The sequence below is a fragment of the Paenarthrobacter sp. TA1.8 genome (assembly GCF_048595705.1).
Lineage (GTDB): Bacteria > Actinomycetota > Actinomycetes > Actinomycetales > Micrococcaceae > Arthrobacter > Arthrobacter nitroguajacolicus.
Window position 1 is genome coordinate 2,895,895 of sequence record NZ_CP184287.1, and the last position, 14,121, is coordinate 2,910,015.

A 14,121-nucleotide genomic window follows, 5' to 3' on the forward strand; every position below is an offset into this window, starting at 1 on the left:
GGCACGAGCGGGTACCCGTACGGGTCCTCACATGTAGCGTCAGCGACGTCGGGCGCAGCCCGGTCCGCACCCCCTGGTGGATCCTGCTGCCGCAGGCGCATCAGGCCCGGCGCGCAGCGGTCCACCACTCCTCGCGACCTGTCGCGTCAGGCTGTGGAAAACTCTGCTGTCACAGCACTGCACTGATCTGTCGGTGCGCTCGTCGCACCGGTGTGCGGGCGCTCACTCCGGCTCTGTTTCGCGGTCGCGCCAGCACCTGTCGCACCGCGTCCGAGGCGGGCCCACACCGCTTCCTTGCCGGGGTCCGTTCCGGGCCGGCCGACTGCCCCTCCTGGTGGCAGCTGCACCCCCGGATGAGCGACAGCGAGTCCTCGACGGCCACCGCCCGGCCTGCCCCTCGTGGACGCATCAGAAGAGGAGCTTTCCCGGGAAGCATGAAGCCTCCCTGGATCCAACGGCAGCCCCCGCTTCCACAGCGTCACCGAGCCGTCCGGGTCTCCCACCAGGTGCAGCTTCCTGAAGAGGCTCACGGGTTCTTACCTTCTAGACCCCCACCGCCCGTGAGCCTCTTCAGGAAGCGGAGTTTTTGCCCTTTCGCTCCATGCGGGGCCCTACTACCCAGTTCGCCTTTTCCCTCCGCTCTCCTTGCGGCCCCCCCGGGCGGGTCGGTGACGCCACAGGCGCAACCACAGCTGCTCCACCCTGCTCCGATAGCTCCTCCGCTCGCTCCAGGACTGCCTCGAGGTGTCGCAGGCGGGTGTTCCAGGTACCGGTCCGGGCCCGCATCGCTGGACCCCTTCTGGTCCCGGAGTGGACAGATCATTGCACCGGCATGGACAGACAGGGACACAGACCAGACCTACACAAGCCCCGAGAGAGTCCAGAAAGGCCATTCAGACACCATTAAGTGCCGGATGGCGCTCCTCGGGGCCGCTTCGGGCGCACTGCTGGTCTCATGATGGTCTCTCACAGGTCTGCTCTGGTCCGGCTCGCGACGGTGGACTGTTGCTGGTCTCTTCGAGGGCGCTTCTGTGCTTTGTGTGGGACCACCGAGCGCCCTCCAATGTGCCGTGGCCTGATCGAGGTCTTCTGCTGGTCCGCAGCGGACCGCGTGCCGGTCCCGGGTGAGCCCTTGATGAGTCCTGTGTCTTCTGGTTCCCCGGCTGACCCGTGGCCTTCTGCGGGTCCTGCCGGCGGCTCCCACGGGTCCCGCCGCGGCCATGGTCGCTCACGGTGACGCAGGCCTGATCTGCTGGTGGCCTTTTGCTGGTCTTGGCGTGGTCCTTGCAGAGACCATTGAAAGACCAGTAGAATGATGACTGGTAAATGAGTCGAAAGGTCCCCGACTGGCAGTAGCGCCTCGGGGACCGCGCATGAGAGGGGGCCGCGATGACCGAGGACAGTGTCCATCAGCACGAGGGCGCAAGGGGGTGCTCGCAATGACCGATAAGGCCGAGCCGCGCCGTCTGCGCTGGAGCGTCCCGCGGGCCGACGAGTCGACGAACCGGTGGCTCGACGAGCAGTACGACATCTCGCGCTCGCTCCAGCTGTTGATCCGCGAGTCCATCCAGCGCGACGGCTACATCGACGTGGTCAACCGTCCCGTCGAGCAGCTTCCCCGGCGCGGCCGCCCGCCGCAGGGCGAGCAGGACCCTGGGCGCAGCGAGGCCCTTGACGGAGAGGAACGCGGCGATGACCGCCGTGACGGGAGTGAAAGCCAGCACGAGAGTCGCGAAGGCCGTGACGAGGCTGCCGTGCCTGTTGCTGTTTCTTCAGAGCCCGTGCAGCGCGTCGAGGCAGCCCAGGCTGTTCAGCCGCCGCCCACGCCTCCTGTCCGCGAGCCCCACCCTGTTCCCGCCGAGGAGCCTTCTGTCCCTTCGGGGCTGGACGCCTTCCTCACCCGCTGATCCGCACCGCACTTCCTGAGACACCGACTTCCTGACCGAGAGGGACACAACCATGAGCAACACCCGCACCGCCGAGAAGACCATCCAGCTCACCGGCGGCATCGACGTCGGCAACGGATACGTCAAGGGCGTCATCCGCGGCGAGGTCCACGGCAAGGAGGTCTTTGACACGATCGACCTTCCTTCTGCCGTGGTGAGCACCTCGCGCTCCACGCCCAAGGTGCCCGAGGCTGACTCGGATGCCTTCAAGATCGTGGTGGAGGACGACTTCTACAACCGCGTCGCCGCCTCGTTCACCACTCCCCTGATCGGGCACTCGGACCTGCGCACCTTCGGCCGCGCGGCACTGAGCACCCCTGGGTCGAAGTTCACGCAGTTCGAGGTCGTCGGATCCCGCTCGAAGGCCGACCAGGAACTGAGCTCGGTGCTCGTCCTGGGCGTCTTCGCCGCCAAGGCCCTGCGCGACTATGTCCGCGAGCACGGCGCGCTGCCGGACCGCGAGCTGCGCGCCACGGTGCGCGCAGGCCTGGCTCTGCCGATTGCCGAGTACGTGCAGCGCCGCAGCGCCTACGCTGCCCAGTTCGTGGGACTCCTGGGCGCGGCCGACCCCACGGTGCACCTGGTGACCGTGAAGAACTTCTCCACGCCGGTCACCGTGCGCCTGCAGTTCGAGGATGTGCAGGTCCTGCCCGAGGGCGCGTCCGCGCAGTTCGCGATCACCGACAAGGGCGCGCCGCTGGCGCAGGCTCTGCTGGACGATCTTCGGGCCTCGGACCCCGAGGAGGCCGCGCGCCTGCAGGGTGTCACCGCCGAGCTGCTGGTCGGTGTGCGCAACACCGTCGGCGTCGACGTCGGCGAGGGCACCGTGAACTTCCCCGTCTTCACCGACGGCGCGTTCAACTCCGAAGCGGCCAGCACGCTGGACCAGGGCTACGGCACCGCGCTGACGAACGCGCTGGACCGGATGAGCACCAGCGGAGACAAGGACCTGAGGTTCAAGAACCGCAAGGCGCTGGCCGACTTCCTGCAGCAGGAGCCCAGCGTATTCCTCCAGGGCAGGTTTGACCGCGCCAAGGGCTACGTCGACGAGGAGGCCGAGTACCTGGCCGAGGAGATCGGCGCACGCTTCGAGGACGTCCTCGCCGAGGTCGGCGGCACCACCGAGGTGGTGTACGTCTACGGCGGCGGTTCGGGCCCGATCAAGGAGATCCTGCGCCCTGTCCTGCAGAAGGCCGCCGGCGGCATCCCGGTGCTCTACCTCGACGCCGCGTACTCGCGCCACTTGAACCGCGAGGGCCTGTACCTGGCGGCGAAGGCCGTCGAGGTCCAGAAGCCCGAGGGCAAGCGCAGCAAGGCCGCGGCGTGACGATCATGCATTCGTGGCCCGGTCCTGAGAGGCTTGCGGTCGGCATCGAGATGATGCGTGCAGGCTGCCGATCGCGAACTGCTTCCTGTGGTACCGCTCACAGTGCTGAGCGGTACCACAGGAAGCCCCGAAAGAGACCACTGATCGACCAACAACAGACCACAGCCCACCCCAGGAGGGATCAATACCATGACCGACCACGACGAGACCCACGACGGACCCAAGAAGGACCAGCGTCAGACCTATGAGAAGCCCTCGGGCATCGTCGCACGGCTCCAGCAGCTGCACGAGGACCGACCTGTAGTCTTCGCCGTGCTCGTGATGGTGGTCTCCGGGCTGGTGTTCCTGCTCGGCGGAGTCCTCACCGGAGCTGTGGACCTCATCGGCATCTCTTTGCTGCCGATGGACAACATGCCGTAGCGCCCGGCAGGCACAGCGCGGGCGAAAAAGAGACCTCCCCGGCGGCAGCTGATGCTGCGCCAGGGAGGTCTTTGCGGTGCTGGTGATCCAGGTCAACAGGATGGTCAATCGATGCCATGCTCGGCCGACAGGGCTGCGAGATCGTGGCTGAGATCTTCCATCGCGGCGATGGCGGCCATGGTGCACTGCTGGGTCGCAGGGCAGCAGAGCGAACGGCGCAGACCTGCTCCGACGATCTCGACGGCCGGCATGTACTTGAAGAGCATGCGGTACATGCGCGAATCCTGGCCGTGGCCGAGCTGGTGCCGGATCGAACCGGCGTTGTCCTTCAGGTCGCTGGCCTTGATGAGCAGCGCCCGGGAACCGGAGTTGGCAAGCCGCGTGAGGTGCTCCTCATAGGAGGTGCTCCCGCCAGGAGTGGTCACCGCCCCAACGAGCACCGAGACGCGCCGGCCGTACAGCCGCGCCAGACAGCCCAGGGGATCCTCACCCGGCTGGCCGAAAGCAGCAAGCAGCTCTTTGCTGCAGTCCTCGACGACATCATGCAGCAGTGCTGCGGCAATCAGTTCAGCGTCGGTGACGCCCCAGCGCAGGAGGCGCAACGCCACGCGCAGCGGATGCTCGATGTACGGCACGCGAGGCATGTCTCCCCTGATGAAGCGGGTCTGCTTCCGGTGCAGGAACGAGGCCGTCGCAGCTGCGCGGGTCACGAGCTCCGTGTTCGTGGGCATGAGGTGTTGGATCTCCCGCTCGAGTTCGAACACGAGCATCGCAGGGTCCATTTGCTTGAGCGGGACACGCGTCGTGGTCAGGGTGGTCATGGCTCTTCCTTTGTTCGGGATGGTTCTCTTGCTGTTGCAAAACACCAGGCGCTGCCCCGCAGCGCGTGGACCCGCCTCAGAGACAGAGCGAGAGCCCCGGCCCCGCGCCGGAGCGCAGGAGCCGGGGCTCTGGTGGGATCAGGCAGGGCGACTGGTCATTGGTGCTGGCTGGGCTGGGTGTCGTTGTGACGGCGTAGCCGGGCAGCCCAGGTCTTCAGGCCCGGAAGTCCAGCAGCCCAGACAGCACCGGACAGGACCACGAGCACCACGCTCGCCGTCCAGTGGCCGGTCCAGGCGCTGGCTGCGATCGCGGGCAGCAGGGCGAGGACGTTCAGCACGATCCCCGTGACGAGGAGCGCCCTGCCGACACTCCGGAGGATCCGCTCGCGGCGGCCGGTGGTCTGCATCGTGTCAGGCATGGTGGTTCACGCTCCTTCGTCGTGGGATGTGTTCTCTCAGAGCTCGATCCGCTTGCCGCGGGCGAGCTCGGCAGCGGGGATGCTCAGCCGGTAACCGCCGACCGGGTAGCTGGGGTGGTCGCTGGCGACGACCGCGCAGTTCCACCAACCAGCGTGGCGCTTGCGAGGACGGGGTTCTTCCTCGCCCTCGGTGCGGGCCTCGCCGCGGTATTCGATGGGCACCACGACGACGCGGTGGCCTGAGCCCCGCTCGGTGGCGTGCCAGGGCAGCTCGATGAGCAGGTCCTGGGGCCACTGCTCGATGGTGACCGGCAGCTTGGACAGTTCGTGGTTGGCCGAGCCCTCGGGCGACTGCGCGAGGCGCTGGGCCTCCTGCTCGGCGGTCTCGACGAATCCGATCTTCTCGAGGAAGGACATGGTGATCAGTGCTCCTGGTTCATGGGTTGGGAAGTCGACGGGTCAGCCTCAACGCTGGACTCGCCGCGGACGAGATCAGCCAGCGCCTGGGCGTAGGCGTCTTTGGCCCGTTCGATTGCAGCCTGCTCGTAGAGTGAGTGGATCTTCTCGCCGGCGGCGATGCGGTCCTCGACCTCGTCCATTGCTATGACGGCGGCGGCGAGCTGGACCCGGGCCTGAGCCTCGGCACGCCGCAGCTCCGGGTAGAAGGCCTTGCTCGTGGCGAGCCGGTGGACGGCGGTAACGCGTTGGGCTTCAGCGTCGAGGTCGGGCTCGGAAGTGGTGGCAATGGACACGGTGATCCCCTCCTGTTTGATGAAGTCGTTTGTTCGATGCCGGACCTGGATCAGCTGCGCTGGTTCCTCAGCCCTCTGCCAGACGGCGGGCGGCCGCCTGGAAATCCGCGAAGGTGGTCTCGGCGCGTTCTGCCCGTGTGCCGTCCGCCGTGAACGCCGTGCCGCACCATCCCGTGACGTAGCGCTGGCACAGCTCGCGGTCGGCCTGGCGGGCCTGCTCGTCGTAGACGGGCGCGCTGACGACCAGCACATCAGAGCCGAAGTCGAATGGCAGCGCGTCCTGCATGGGTGCGGCGATGGTGCTCATGGCGGTTCTCCTCGGAATCCTGTGGGGCACGGCGCTGCACTGCAGGCCGTCCTTCGTCGATGACTCCTCCGTGACAGCTCCGCTGTCACCACCACTGGCTGCACCTGAGAATCGAAGATGAAGAAGAACAACAAGAAGGTTCCAACCCCGCGCCGGCAAAACGCGGATGATCCGCAGCATCGGCACAACCCCTCCACGCACCCTGGGATAGGCTTTCGGCGGAGTTCAAAATTCAACAAAGGGAGAGATTCGTGGCGGGAAGCGCGGTCTATGGCAAGGGCTACCACGCAGGCAAGCAGGATGCCCGTACAGAGGACCTGATCGCCGCGGGGGTCTTGGCGGCTGCAGGTCTGGTCATTGCAGGTGGCGTCAAGGTTTACCGGAAAGTCAAAGAGGCCCACGCAACCCGGCTGGAACAGCGGCTGAAGGACATCGACGACGGAGGTAACTCCGAAGATTCCGGCCAGCAGTAAACCACGGACACAAAAAAGAGACCCCACCGCCGGAGCACGCGCTCTGACGGTGGGGTCTTCTTCAGGCGAACGTCCTGTCCGCAGCGAAGTGCTCGTGCACGGCCTCGCGGGCGGCGGGGTATTCGTCGTAGGGATCCGGGTAAGCAGCATCGAACCGGGCAGCGGTGGTGATGCCCTGGAATCGGAGCAATTCCAGGAGATCCGGCAGGTCCTGTGCACGGCCGGAGAACTCCGCGGTGTCCGCGGCGATGATCTTGGCGCGGGTCAGCGTGGGGACACTGGCCAGCTGAAGCCTGATGCACTCGTACGCTGTGTCGTCGTCGATCCAGCGCGCCTGGTATATCGAGGCCACGAGCTCAGCGTCGTCACCGTCCATCACGTTGTCGTTGTTGATCCAGTCGCGCTCCAGGTTCATTTCGTCGGCCACCTCATGGATTGCCGCCATGACCTCTGGCGCGAAATCGCCGGTGACGCTGTCGATGTCGACGGTGAATGCCCGGTCCGCAGCACGGATGCCGTACTTCATGAGCGCGAAGCCGCCGATCGCACGGATCTGCACCGGGGCGTTCAGCCCCAGGCGCTTCAGCTTTCCGTTGAGCACCTCGAGCGCCCGCTCCAGCTGGGCCAGGCTGCACTTGTGGTCGTCGTGGCTCATCGTGCTGCTCCTTCTGGTCAGGAAGGAGCGGGTGTCTCCTTCGAGTCCAGATCCGGATCGGCTGTGCCGATCTGACGAGCCGCCAGGAAAGAGACGAGCCCGGCACCAGGGGCTCTCCCCCGTGCCGGGCTCTGTTCAGGCTCAGTGCATGCGTTCGATGCGCGTGGATCCGGACCCGTCCTGCAGGCCGGTGGCGCAGTCGTACCAGAAGCCGTTGGGCAGGCGGACCAGCGTGTGCGCCTCACGTCCTGGCCAGTTGCCGGCAGCTGCGATCGCGGGTACCGCCCGGCGGTCCATCACGCAGCTCACCCCCAGCTCCTCCACGACCTGCGGGTCGCGGACGTACTTCGCGGTGGAGCCATTGCGGGGATCGCACGGGACCTGCTTCATCCAGGCGGGGTGGTCGAGGACCCTCTTGACGAGGACCTTGTCGCCGACCTGGAGTTCGTCCAGCTCAGAGGGTGCTGTAGGGATGGGCATGTGGTTCTCCTGGTTCGTAGTCTGTAAGTGCAGCAGCTCAGCCGCGGCCGATGGAGGAGCACTGTGAGTGCGCACCGGCATGCAGTGCCACGGCGTTGTCAGCCGCCGTGCGGTACTCGGGGATCCGCTGGGGCTCCGGCTCGCCCTTGGGGAACCAGGGCATGGCGTAGCCGTCGGTGACCTGCTGTCGCGCGGCATCGTTGTGGGCCGGTGTGATGACGTAGGCGAGAGAACGGCCATAACGGTCAGTTCTGTCTGCCCCGGGGTCGTACTCGATGGTCACTGGCATGCCCTGCGGCAGGATGCCGCCAAGATGATCAGTGGCGGCCCTAGCGCCGCACTCGGGCTCGGCATCCTTGTGATAGTTCATTTCGGGCGCGTCGATGCCCAGGAGCCTGACTGTGTGCTCGGGGATCCCGATATGCTTGTCGGTCGCCTCGAGCAGGCCGGCCACCGGCAGCACGGCGACGGTGTCGCCGTCGATGACACGGATGACTTTGGTCTCCACGCTCGCCGGTTTGCCAGAGGACACCTGTCCCGGGTCCTGGGCTGCCGCAGTGCTGGTGGACGGCGTACCCGGGACGCCGGGGGCCTTCGGCAGGTCCTCGCAGCCGGTCAGCGTGACGATACAGAGCACGGCGGCGATGAGGCCGCCGAAGACAGATCCGGAGGGGGTGCGCTTCATGGTGGGGTTTCCTTGCTGGAGTGGTCGTCGGGCGCTCTGGCCGGGGTGGCAGGCGTGCTTCTCCACGGGCACGCCCGAGCCAGCTGTGCTGGCTGTTCCGGAAAGAGAAAGACAGGACCCCCGGCCCTGAGCGATGCGCTCGGTGCCAGGGGTCCAGTGAGAGAGATCAGTTGCCTGCCGCGACGGATCCGGAGTCGATGGGTTCGACGATGAAGACGCCGTCGGGCTCGCCCGTGAGCTCAGCAGCGAGCCGGCTCAGTGACTGGGCGTGGTCGAGCCTGTTACCGGCCCAGACACGCCGGCCAGCGTCGAAGTGCTCTGCGGCTTTCCTGGTCTCCTGTTCGGCACCGAGCGAGGCGATGTGTGCGAGCTTGCGGCGCACGTCCGGGCTGAGCTCGCGGATCAATGCGCTGCGTCCCTTGTGCGTCATGCCGAGCAGCATGCCGTTGCTGATGGGTCCGGTGTACATGGCGGTTTCCTTGCTGGTCAGGGTTGTTCCGGTCCGCGGGCGACGAGCACGAGGCGCGAGCCGCGGACGAGGTGGGCCTCACCGCCGACGGTGAGGATGTGGACAGTGCTGCCCACCGAGGGCCGCACCTGCTGGACGACGGCTGTGCCGCCATCCAGATCAGGGTTCAGGTCGCGCAGCGCGACCCGGTCGCCCCGGCGCAGCATCCGGGCGCTCTTGCCGCCGAGGATGCGGTGGCGCTCGGTCGAGCGCAACAGAGCCTCCTGGACCGCAGGACCGCCGTCTTTGACGATGTCAAGGAAGGCGGGGGTGATGGTGTCGGTCATGGCATTGCCCTCCTGGCTGGTGCAGCTGATGGATCGCGCGGGCCTGTACGACCCTGGGTCTGTGGCGCTCACGGGGATCGAACCCGTGACCTCTCGTGCGTCGCCCTGCAACGGGCCTGTAGCCTGGGTCTGCCTGACCAGGGATTGATGCGGAATCGAACCGCGGGCAGTCAGAACGCCGAGTGCTCTGCCGCTGAGCTAGAGCGCCGTGGGCCGGTTCCGGGAAGGAGCCGGCGAGGGGTTGTGAGGAAAGGGACGAGGAGCCGTTCGCCACTCACTTCCAGGTCGGTGCCCGCAGGGAGTCCGGAGCCGTGCAGCCGTCGCACGGCCTGGCCGCTGGCGCGAGGTGGTGCTCGACGAGATGGGACAGGAACCGGACTCCGACCTCGACGTCCGTCGTGAACGACTCGTCATCGGCCGTGCCGACGATCTGCGCGGAGGCGACCGTCGAGTCGATGTCCAGGTCGATGACCAGCTGCAGGGCGAGGCCCGGCGCGGGGCCGATCAGCTCGACGAGCACCTGGTAGTCCGGCTCGCACGAGTGCGAGACCCAGCCGACGTGGCGCTCGAGCTCGTCGGCGTCGTCGGCGGCGTTCAGCTCCTGGAAGACCGCTGCGACGGCGGACAGGAAGCCGGTGAGGGTGTGGTCGTGGTTGCGGTGATGACGGTGCTGCACGGAGGTCGACATGGCCCCTCCTCGGTCGATGGGTGGTGATCAGCGGATCTCGGAGTAGCCGCACTCCGGGCAGGTGTGGGTGCAGGCGCAACCGCGCCGGCCGGCCCGTTCGCGGGCCGTGGCGGGGGCGTCGGACTCCATCGGCACGCCATCGTTGGGGCAGCTGAGACCAGACATGGCGGACCTCCAGTGAAGTGTGGCAGGACGGGGACGTTGTCCTTCGTCGTCAGATCCGGATCGGCTGTGCCGATCCCCTCCACACAGGCCACGAACGAAACCTGAACGAAAAGACAGCGCCCCGCCACGCCGCTGCTGCCGGGAGGGCAGGGCAGGGCGCGCGGGGCGCTGGTGGGGCCGGAGCCACGGAGGGATCGAACCGCTCTGCACGGAAGCTCTCAGCGCCGGATCCCGACGGCGGCCTTGCACCGCTTGGTGAGGACCAGGAACTGGAAGAAGGCGACGGCAGCCGACTCACCGAGGAAGTAGTGCACTTCTTCGATCGTCATCCCACTGGGGTCGAAGTCGACGATCCGGGGATACGTCTCGGCGAGGATCCGCGCCGCCGCGGGAAGCCCGGCAGCCGGCTGGACCTCGGCGGCGGGCTCGAGCTGCTGGACCAGGCTCATTCGTCCTCCAGGTCCATCCGCCCGGTGACGGTGCGGAAGCGCTCCACGGGGCGGGTGCCGCCGTGATCGGCGACGAAGACCTGGCTGGCGTGAAGGCGCAGCTTCTGGATGACGGCGGTGACGACGTCGTCGACCATGGCCTCGACATCCGGTCCGGGGTGGTCGGTGATCACCGAGCCGACGACGGCGGTGAGCCCTGCGTGCAGGGCCTGGTCGTGATCGGTGGCCTCGACGGTCGCGTCGGCGACGATCTGCATGGCGGAACTCCTTCTCTTGGCTGATGACGTTGGGGGCAGGGCAGGACGGCGGCCAGCGAAAGCAGATCCCCGTCCGAGCAGCGCGAGGCTCCTCGGACGGGGACTGTCGGCGTGCGTGAGCCGCCTATTCGGTTGTTATTCAGTTGTGGGTTGTGCTGGGTGCGGGGCGCGCTTCTCAGGAGAAGGGCAGCTCCTCGCTGTGGACGGCGCTGGCGACGGCCGGCTGCGGTGCGGCAGCGGCTGCGACGGGAGCCGGAGCCGGCTGGGTCTGCAGGGCCTGGTTCTGCGCCTCGGCGGCAGCGACGCGCTCGTTCACGCGGGCCTGGGTCACCGAGCGGGGCTCGAGGAACGTGATGTCCTCGACGACTGCCTTGAGCTCGAAGACCTCGACACCGTTCTTGGTGTAGCGGTCCTGGCGCAGCTTGAGGTTCACGGCCACGAGGTCACCCTTGTGGATGCTCGCGAACGGGCCGATGCCGTTGGTGGTCGCGCGCACGAAGGCCTCGACCGGCACAGCGTCAGCGCCGCGGTTGCCATGGCTGTCGGTGTAGTTGTGGTCGGCCATCAGGGTGAACGCGACCTTCTTGGAGCCGTCCTGGTTGTTGAAGACGACCGGGTCCTTGGTCAGGCGGCCTATGACGGTGGCGGAGTTGCGGGGGTTCGACATGAGTATTTCTCCTCGTTGTGCACGAAACGCGCGGGCAGTGTCCCTGCTCCGCGCGCGATGGTGAGTTGAAGTGTTCGGTTGTCTCTCAGACCCCCATCCGGATCAGCTGTGCTGATCAGACGATGATCTTTCGAATGAAGACTCGGATCAGCTGTGCTGATCGAGCGCTCCTCAGTGCTCCTTCCGGATCAACTGCGTTGATCCCAGATGCCCTTGCATCACGGGTCCCGCATCAGCTGCGCTGATCGAACCCGGTACGCCCGGCCCAAGGCCAGCCCGGTGCTGCCCCCAGATCCCAGAGTTCAGCCTCGATCTGATCGGCCGCGGCCACGTCTCCGCTCTCGCAGGCCCGCCGGTAGTCCTCCTCCAGGTACGCGATCTGCCCGTCCCGGTTCGGGAACCGTCTCCGGAACAGCAACCAGCCCAGCCACGCGAGGCAGATCATGAAGGCAAGAGTGGCGATGAGGACTCCGGTGCTCTCGATGATGTTGTCCATGGCGTTTCTCCTGTCTGCTTCAGATCCGCAGCCGCCGGCGGACCAGGTCCACGAGCGTCGGGTCGGGTGCATGCCCCTGGGCCTGCTGCAGCTGCAGCCAGGCGAGGACGTTCTGCGTGTCCTGGGCCTCGAGCTGGCGGCGCTCGACCTCCAGCTGTTCCTCGCCGAGGGCGAGCATCCGTCCCTGGAGCTGCTCGATCTTCTCGAGGTGGCCGGTGCTCAGCTTCAGGACGCTCAGCGCATGGGTGTCCGCGGCCATCAGAGCGTGACCTCGACCTCGTGGGCGGTGGAGGCGAACGGACCGACGGTCACGGAGCGCATGATGCGCACGAGCCCCGCCTCCTGCAGGCGCTCGGCCAGGCCAGCGTGTTCCGACCAGTCCTTGATGAACACTCGCCCCGGGCCGGCTACGAGGCCATATGCCTCGAGGTTCACCGAGATGCGCTCGGGGGCCTCGTCGGTCAGGAGTACGAGGCTGCGCTGGGCGTCGGCGTGCTGCAGGGTGCCCGTGAGCTCGATGACGCCGAAGTCGACGGCGACGCTGTGCTTGATGACGGGCGGTGCGATGGTCTGGTCCATGGTTCTTCTCGCTTTCGATGCCTGCACAGGCAGGTGAATGGTTGTTGACCCCGGGCCGCCGTGGCTTCGTTGCCGGGCTGCGGCAGGAACGGTGTGTCCGGCGCTTCTCGCGACGGCCCGGGGCTGTTCGTGGTGCGGCAGTGGGCCGCATGAAGTCTTGACCCAGCCCCGCAGGAGGCCAGGGGGGCCGGAAGGGGTCTCTTTAGATTCCCCGGCGGGCCCAGTCGTAGACCTCGGCGGGACCGCGACGGGACCTCGCGGAGCCCTGGTGGCCCTGCCCCTGGATGAGACGAAGGGTCGGGCGGGCGGTGGGTACAGGAATGGGAACGAGCGAGCTGTCTGCCTCCTCGGCCTGCGGCTGCTGTGCTGCCGCCTTGTCTGTATGTCTGCGCCGGAGCGCAGCCTCGGCCTCGGCGTAGAGCCAGATGAGCCCGAGCACAAAGACGGCGAGCAGCACGATGAGGGCCCAGCTCTGTAGTGGTGTCATGGGCATGAGCGGGACGCTCCTTCGCTGGTCGGTGGTTCAGTCGATGAGTCCCCCGGCGCAGCTGCGCTGCGTCGCTGCATCCCTGCCCCGGGTCAGGAGGCCCGGCGGGCAACGGTGTGCCCACAGGCGAGGTACGCGATGTCGTAGAGCGGGGCCGGGCCCCAGGCGGCCTTCCAGGCCGCGGGCAGCGGCAGCGGCTCCGTCGTACGCAGGACGACGTCCTGCGGCATGCCAGGGATGCCGCCCTCGACATCGGGCACCGGATCGTCCCCGGGGGTGCAGCCGCCGCACCACTCCTGTTCGGGCAGGAGCGCAGCGGCGGCCTGCAGTTGGATCTGCTGTGCGATGGCGTCCGACGGCCGTGCGTCGTCGATGACGTCATGGAGGGGGCGGGCGATCGTCATGATGGAGTCCTTCGGTCTGTGTGCGGTCAGTGGGATGAGCGGGATGGCAGCCACCCGCGTCAGGGCCGCCGGCTCATCCCACGGCGAGCTGCGTGGCCCGCGACCAGCTGCCCATCCGGAACCGGATGGTGGCCGCCGGCGGGACATGGGTCCGGCAAATGCCGTCGGTGCCGCCGGTGCGCCAGGCCTCGTAGGCGAGCACGGCGATGGAGCCGGTCTTGATCCAGCACTCGCGCAGGGCGTCGAGGATCATCTCCTCGGTCCACTTCGTGGTCGCGCCCTGGAAGTGCAGCGGCTGCTCGGTGGTGTTCAGGCCCGCTCTCTCCAGGGCTGCATTCCAGGAGCCGAACCGGCGCTCCAGCAGCGGCGCGGATGGTTCGTCGTCGTGTCTGCGGCGGATGTAGTCGTTGCGCGGGAGGCTGTCCTGATCCGCGGCGCAGCGCAGGAGCGCGTCGACCATCTGCTGTTCGGTGTAGGTCTGGACAGGCCCTTGGAAGGCTCGGGCCGGCTCTGCGGGGTCGAACGCCGTGCAGGCGTAGCCGTTTCCGGCCAGCGCGTGGGAAATTGTGTGCTCCGAGATCCAGTGATCGTCCGTGTGTGGATCGGGGTTCTCGCACTGCACGCCGCCGCTCTCGTGGTGCTGGCACGGCAGGTGCTCCTGCACCTGCGGGTCTGCGATCTGGCAGCGCGGCATCAGGTCCGTCGGCACAGTCGTCCGGGTCATTGGCAGTCCCTCTCTCGCTCGGCGTCGTCCGGGCGCAGCAAGCCGTCCCGACCCGGCCCACCCAGGGACCGGGTGACGCGCTCGGGACGCGTCGAGCACCCGTCCGGATCAACTCCGTTGATCCC

The 14,121-nt window shown here is 67.4% G+C and carries 25 protein-coding genes and 1 tRNA gene; 4 read left to right on the forward strand and 22 right to left on the reverse strand.

The window, feature by feature from the left end; all coding sequences use genetic code 11:
* Nucleotides 1-1,439: 1,439 nt before the first annotated feature.
* The 3 genes from ACNAOT_RS13415 to ACNAOT_RS13425 all read left to right on the forward strand — a co-directional run bounded on the left by ACNAOT_RS13415 (nt 1,440) and on the right by ACNAOT_RS13425 (nt 3,693).
* Entirely contained in the window at nt 1,440-1,907 is a 468-nt protein-coding gene (locus ACNAOT_RS13415) for a hypothetical protein (protein WP_056387585.1), read from the forward strand.
* Nucleotides 1,908-1,959: 52 nt separating this feature from the next.
* Complete coding sequence (locus ACNAOT_RS13420) at nt 1,960-3,273, forward strand: hypothetical protein (RefSeq protein WP_056387588.1); 1,314 nt, start codon at nt 1,960-1,962, stop codon at nt 3,271-3,273.
* 189 nt (nt 3,274-3,462) lie between these two features.
* Nucleotides 3,463-3,693 carry a hypothetical protein gene (locus ACNAOT_RS13425; protein ID WP_056387591.1) on the forward strand — a complete coding sequence of 77 codons (231 nt, stop codon included), beginning with the start codon at nt 3,463-3,465 and terminating at the stop codon, nt 3,691-3,693.
* A 104-nt stretch (nt 3,694-3,797) separates the two neighbouring features.
* On the opposite strand, the gene ACNAOT_RS13430 is transcribed toward ACNAOT_RS13425, so the two are convergent.
* From ACNAOT_RS13430 to ACNAOT_RS13450, 5 genes are all read right to left on the reverse strand, one after another.
* Nucleotides 3,798-4,514: an HD domain-containing protein gene (locus ACNAOT_RS13430; protein WP_142133556.1), complete on the reverse strand. Its 717-nt coding sequence runs from the start codon at nt 4,512-4,514 to the stop codon at nt 3,798-3,800.
* Nucleotides 4,515-4,669: 155 nt separating this feature from the next.
* On the reverse strand, nt 4,670-4,933 hold the full coding sequence (locus ACNAOT_RS13435) for a hypothetical protein (protein ID WP_056387596.1): 264 nt from the start codon (nt 4,931-4,933) through the stop codon (nt 4,670-4,672).
* Nucleotides 4,934-4,969: 36 nt separating this feature from the next.
* Nucleotides 4,970-5,350: a hypothetical protein gene (locus tag ACNAOT_RS13440; RefSeq protein ID WP_021473549.1), complete on the reverse strand. Its 381-nt coding sequence runs from the start codon at nt 5,348-5,350 to the stop codon at nt 4,970-4,972.
* Between the two features lie 5 nt (nt 5,351-5,355).
* Nucleotides 5,356-5,685, reverse strand: a complete 330-nt coding sequence (locus ACNAOT_RS13445) for a hypothetical protein (RefSeq protein ID WP_056387598.1) — start codon at nt 5,683-5,685, stop codon at nt 5,356-5,358.
* Between the two features lie 67 nt (nt 5,686-5,752).
* Nucleotides 5,753-5,992, reverse strand: a complete 240-nt coding sequence (locus ACNAOT_RS13450) for a hypothetical protein (RefSeq protein WP_056387601.1) — start codon at nt 5,990-5,992, stop codon at nt 5,753-5,755.
* A gap of 251 nt (nt 5,993-6,243) precedes the next feature.
* Here ACNAOT_RS13450 and ACNAOT_RS13455 point away from each other — a divergent pair, with 251 nt between their 5' ends.
* Nucleotides 6,244-6,465, forward strand: coding sequence for a hypothetical protein (locus ACNAOT_RS13455; RefSeq protein ID WP_056387604.1), 222 nt, complete (start codon nt 6,244-6,246; stop codon nt 6,463-6,465).
* 61 nt (nt 6,466-6,526) lie between these two features.
* On the opposite strand, the gene ACNAOT_RS13460 is transcribed toward ACNAOT_RS13455, so the two are convergent.
* The 17 genes from ACNAOT_RS13460 to ACNAOT_RS13540 form a co-directional block, all read right to left on the reverse strand.
* Nucleotides 6,527-7,120 carry a hypothetical protein gene (locus ACNAOT_RS13460; protein WP_056387607.1) on the reverse strand — a complete coding sequence of 198 codons (594 nt, stop codon included), beginning with the start codon at nt 7,118-7,120 and terminating at the stop codon, nt 6,527-6,529.
* 141 nt (nt 7,121-7,261) lie between these two features.
* Nucleotides 7,262-7,600, reverse strand: coding sequence for a hypothetical protein (locus ACNAOT_RS13465; protein WP_056387609.1), 339 nt, complete (start codon nt 7,598-7,600; stop codon nt 7,262-7,264).
* 37 nt (nt 7,601-7,637) lie between these two features.
* Nucleotides 7,638-8,285, reverse strand: coding sequence for a thermonuclease family protein (locus ACNAOT_RS13470; RefSeq protein ID WP_142133553.1), 648 nt, complete (start codon nt 8,283-8,285; stop codon nt 7,638-7,640).
* Between the two features lie 166 nt (nt 8,286-8,451).
* Complete coding sequence (locus ACNAOT_RS13475; RefSeq protein ID WP_056387614.1) at nt 8,452-8,754, reverse strand: hypothetical protein; 303 nt, start codon at nt 8,752-8,754, stop codon at nt 8,452-8,454.
* Between the two features lie 17 nt (nt 8,755-8,771).
* Entirely contained in the window at nt 8,772-9,080 is a 309-nt protein-coding gene (locus ACNAOT_RS13480) for a hypothetical protein (protein ID WP_056387617.1), read from the reverse strand.
* Nucleotides 9,081-9,142: 62 nt separating this feature from the next.
* Nucleotides 9,143-9,288, reverse strand: a tRNA-OTHER gene (locus tag ACNAOT_RS13485).
* 66 nt (nt 9,289-9,354) lie between these two features.
* Complete coding sequence (locus ACNAOT_RS13490) at nt 9,355-9,768, reverse strand: hypothetical protein (RefSeq protein WP_056387620.1); 414 nt, start codon at nt 9,766-9,768, stop codon at nt 9,355-9,357.
* A gap of 27 nt (nt 9,769-9,795) precedes the next feature.
* Nucleotides 9,796-9,933, reverse strand: coding sequence for a hypothetical protein (locus ACNAOT_RS13495; RefSeq protein WP_156400144.1), 138 nt, complete (start codon nt 9,931-9,933; stop codon nt 9,796-9,798).
* Nucleotides 9,934-10,151: 218 nt separating this feature from the next.
* The gene (locus ACNAOT_RS13500) at nt 10,152-10,382 is read right to left on the reverse strand and encodes a hypothetical protein (protein WP_056387625.1); all 231 of its coding nucleotides are present in this window, start codon (nt 10,380-10,382) and stop codon (nt 10,152-10,154) included.
* Nucleotides 10,379-10,639, reverse strand: coding sequence for a hypothetical protein (locus tag ACNAOT_RS13505; protein ID WP_056387628.1), 261 nt, complete (start codon nt 10,637-10,639; stop codon nt 10,379-10,381). Before ACNAOT_RS13505 ends, ACNAOT_RS13500 begins: the two co-directional genes overlap by 4 nt.
* 175 nt (nt 10,640-10,814) lie before the next feature.
* The gene (locus tag ACNAOT_RS13510; protein WP_056387630.1) at nt 10,815-11,306 is read right to left on the reverse strand and encodes a single-stranded DNA-binding protein; all 492 of its coding nucleotides are present in this window, start codon (nt 11,304-11,306) and stop codon (nt 10,815-10,817) included.
* A gap of 232 nt (nt 11,307-11,538) precedes the next feature.
* The gene (locus tag ACNAOT_RS13515; protein WP_056387633.1) at nt 11,539-11,802 is read right to left on the reverse strand and encodes a hypothetical protein; all 264 of its coding nucleotides are present in this window, start codon (nt 11,800-11,802) and stop codon (nt 11,539-11,541) included.
* Nucleotides 11,803-11,821: 19 nt separating this feature from the next.
* Nucleotides 11,822-12,061 carry a hypothetical protein gene (locus tag ACNAOT_RS13520; RefSeq protein WP_056387635.1) on the reverse strand — a complete coding sequence of 80 codons (240 nt, stop codon included), beginning with the start codon at nt 12,059-12,061 and terminating at the stop codon, nt 11,822-11,824.
* The gene (locus tag ACNAOT_RS13525) at nt 12,061-12,408 is read right to left on the reverse strand and encodes a hypothetical protein (RefSeq protein ID WP_142133551.1); all 348 of its coding nucleotides are present in this window, start codon (nt 12,406-12,408) and stop codon (nt 12,061-12,063) included. Before ACNAOT_RS13525 ends, ACNAOT_RS13520 begins: the two co-directional genes overlap by 1 nt.
* 175 nt (nt 12,409-12,583) lie before the next feature.
* The gene (locus ACNAOT_RS13530; RefSeq protein ID WP_056387639.1) at nt 12,584-12,874 is read right to left on the reverse strand and encodes a hypothetical protein; all 291 of its coding nucleotides are present in this window, start codon (nt 12,872-12,874) and stop codon (nt 12,584-12,586) included.
* A gap of 86 nt (nt 12,875-12,960) precedes the next feature.
* Nucleotides 12,961-13,326 carry a hypothetical protein gene (locus ACNAOT_RS13535; RefSeq protein ID WP_420178300.1) on the reverse strand — a complete coding sequence of 122 codons (366 nt, stop codon included), beginning with the start codon at nt 13,324-13,326 and terminating at the stop codon, nt 12,961-12,963.
* Between the two features lie 19 nt (nt 13,327-13,345).
* Complete coding sequence (locus ACNAOT_RS13540; protein ID WP_142133550.1) at nt 13,346-13,996, reverse strand: homing endonuclease associated repeat-containing protein; 651 nt, start codon at nt 13,994-13,996, stop codon at nt 13,346-13,348.
* Nucleotides 13,997-14,121 lie beyond the last annotated feature (125 nt).

Bases quoted from the DNA above. Each gene is read 5' to 3' on its own strand.
- ACNAOT_RS13415 (WP_056387585.1), top strand. From the start codon at position 1,440: ATGACCGATAAGGCCGAGCCGCGCCGTCTGCGCTGGAGCGTCCCGCGG.
- ACNAOT_RS13420 (WP_056387588.1), top strand. From the start codon at position 1,960: ATGAGCAACACCCGCACCGCCGAGAAGACCATCCAGCTCACCGGCGGC.
- ACNAOT_RS13425 (WP_056387591.1), top strand. From the start codon at position 3,463: ATGACCGACCACGACGAGACCCACGACGGACCCAAGAAGGACCAGCGT.
- ACNAOT_RS13430 (WP_142133556.1), bottom strand. From the start codon at position 4,514: ATGACCACCCTGACCACGACGCGTGTCCCGCTCAAGCAAATGGACCCT.
- ACNAOT_RS13435 (WP_056387596.1), bottom strand. From the start codon at position 4,933: ATGCCTGACACGATGCAGACCACCGGCCGCCGCGAGCGGATCCTCCGG.
- ACNAOT_RS13440 (WP_021473549.1), bottom strand. From the start codon at position 5,350: ATGTCCTTCCTCGAGAAGATCGGATTCGTCGAGACCGCCGAGCAGGAG.
- ACNAOT_RS13450 (WP_056387601.1), bottom strand. From the start codon at position 5,992: ATGAGCACCATCGCCGCACCCATGCAGGACGCGCTGCCATTCGACTTC.
- ACNAOT_RS13460 (WP_056387607.1), bottom strand. From the start codon at position 7,120: ATGAGCCACGACGACCACAAGTGCAGCCTGGCCCAGCTGGAGCGGGCG.
- ACNAOT_RS13465 (WP_056387609.1), bottom strand. From the start codon at position 7,600: ATGCCCATCCCTACAGCACCCTCTGAGCTGGACGAACTCCAGGTCGGC.
- ACNAOT_RS13470 (WP_142133553.1), bottom strand. From the start codon at position 8,285: ATGAAGCGCACCCCCTCCGGATCTGTCTTCGGCGGCCTCATCGCCGCC.
- ACNAOT_RS13475 (WP_056387614.1), bottom strand. From the start codon at position 8,754: ATGTACACCGGACCCATCAGCAACGGCATGCTGCTCGGCATGACGCAC.
- ACNAOT_RS13480 (WP_056387617.1), bottom strand. From the start codon at position 9,080: ATGACCGACACCATCACCCCCGCCTTCCTTGACATCGTCAAAGACGGC.
- ACNAOT_RS13490 (WP_056387620.1), bottom strand. From the start codon at position 9,768: ATGTCGACCTCCGTGCAGCACCGTCATCACCGCAACCACGACCACACC.
- ACNAOT_RS13495 (WP_156400144.1), bottom strand. From the start codon at position 9,933: ATGTCTGGTCTCAGCTGCCCCAACGATGGCGTGCCGATGGAGTCCGAC.
- ACNAOT_RS13500 (WP_056387625.1), bottom strand. From the start codon at position 10,382: ATGAGCCTGGTCCAGCAGCTCGAGCCCGCCGCCGAGGTCCAGCCGGCT.
- ACNAOT_RS13505 (WP_056387628.1), bottom strand. From the start codon at position 10,639: ATGCAGATCGTCGCCGACGCGACCGTCGAGGCCACCGATCACGACCAG.
- ACNAOT_RS13510 (WP_056387630.1), bottom strand. From the start codon at position 11,306: ATGTCGAACCCCCGCAACTCCGCCACCGTCATAGGCCGCCTGACCAAG.
- ACNAOT_RS13515 (WP_056387633.1), bottom strand. From the start codon at position 11,802: ATGGACAACATCATCGAGAGCACCGGAGTCCTCATCGCCACTCTTGCC.
- ACNAOT_RS13520 (WP_056387635.1), bottom strand. From the start codon at position 12,061: ATGGCCGCGGACACCCATGCGCTGAGCGTCCTGAAGCTGAGCACCGGC.
- ACNAOT_RS13530 (WP_056387639.1), bottom strand. From the start codon at position 12,874: ATGCCCATGACACCACTACAGAGCTGGGCCCTCATCGTGCTGCTCGCC.
- ACNAOT_RS13540 (WP_142133550.1), bottom strand. From the start codon at position 13,996: ATGACCCGGACGACTGTGCCGACGGACCTGATGCCGCGCTGCCAGATC.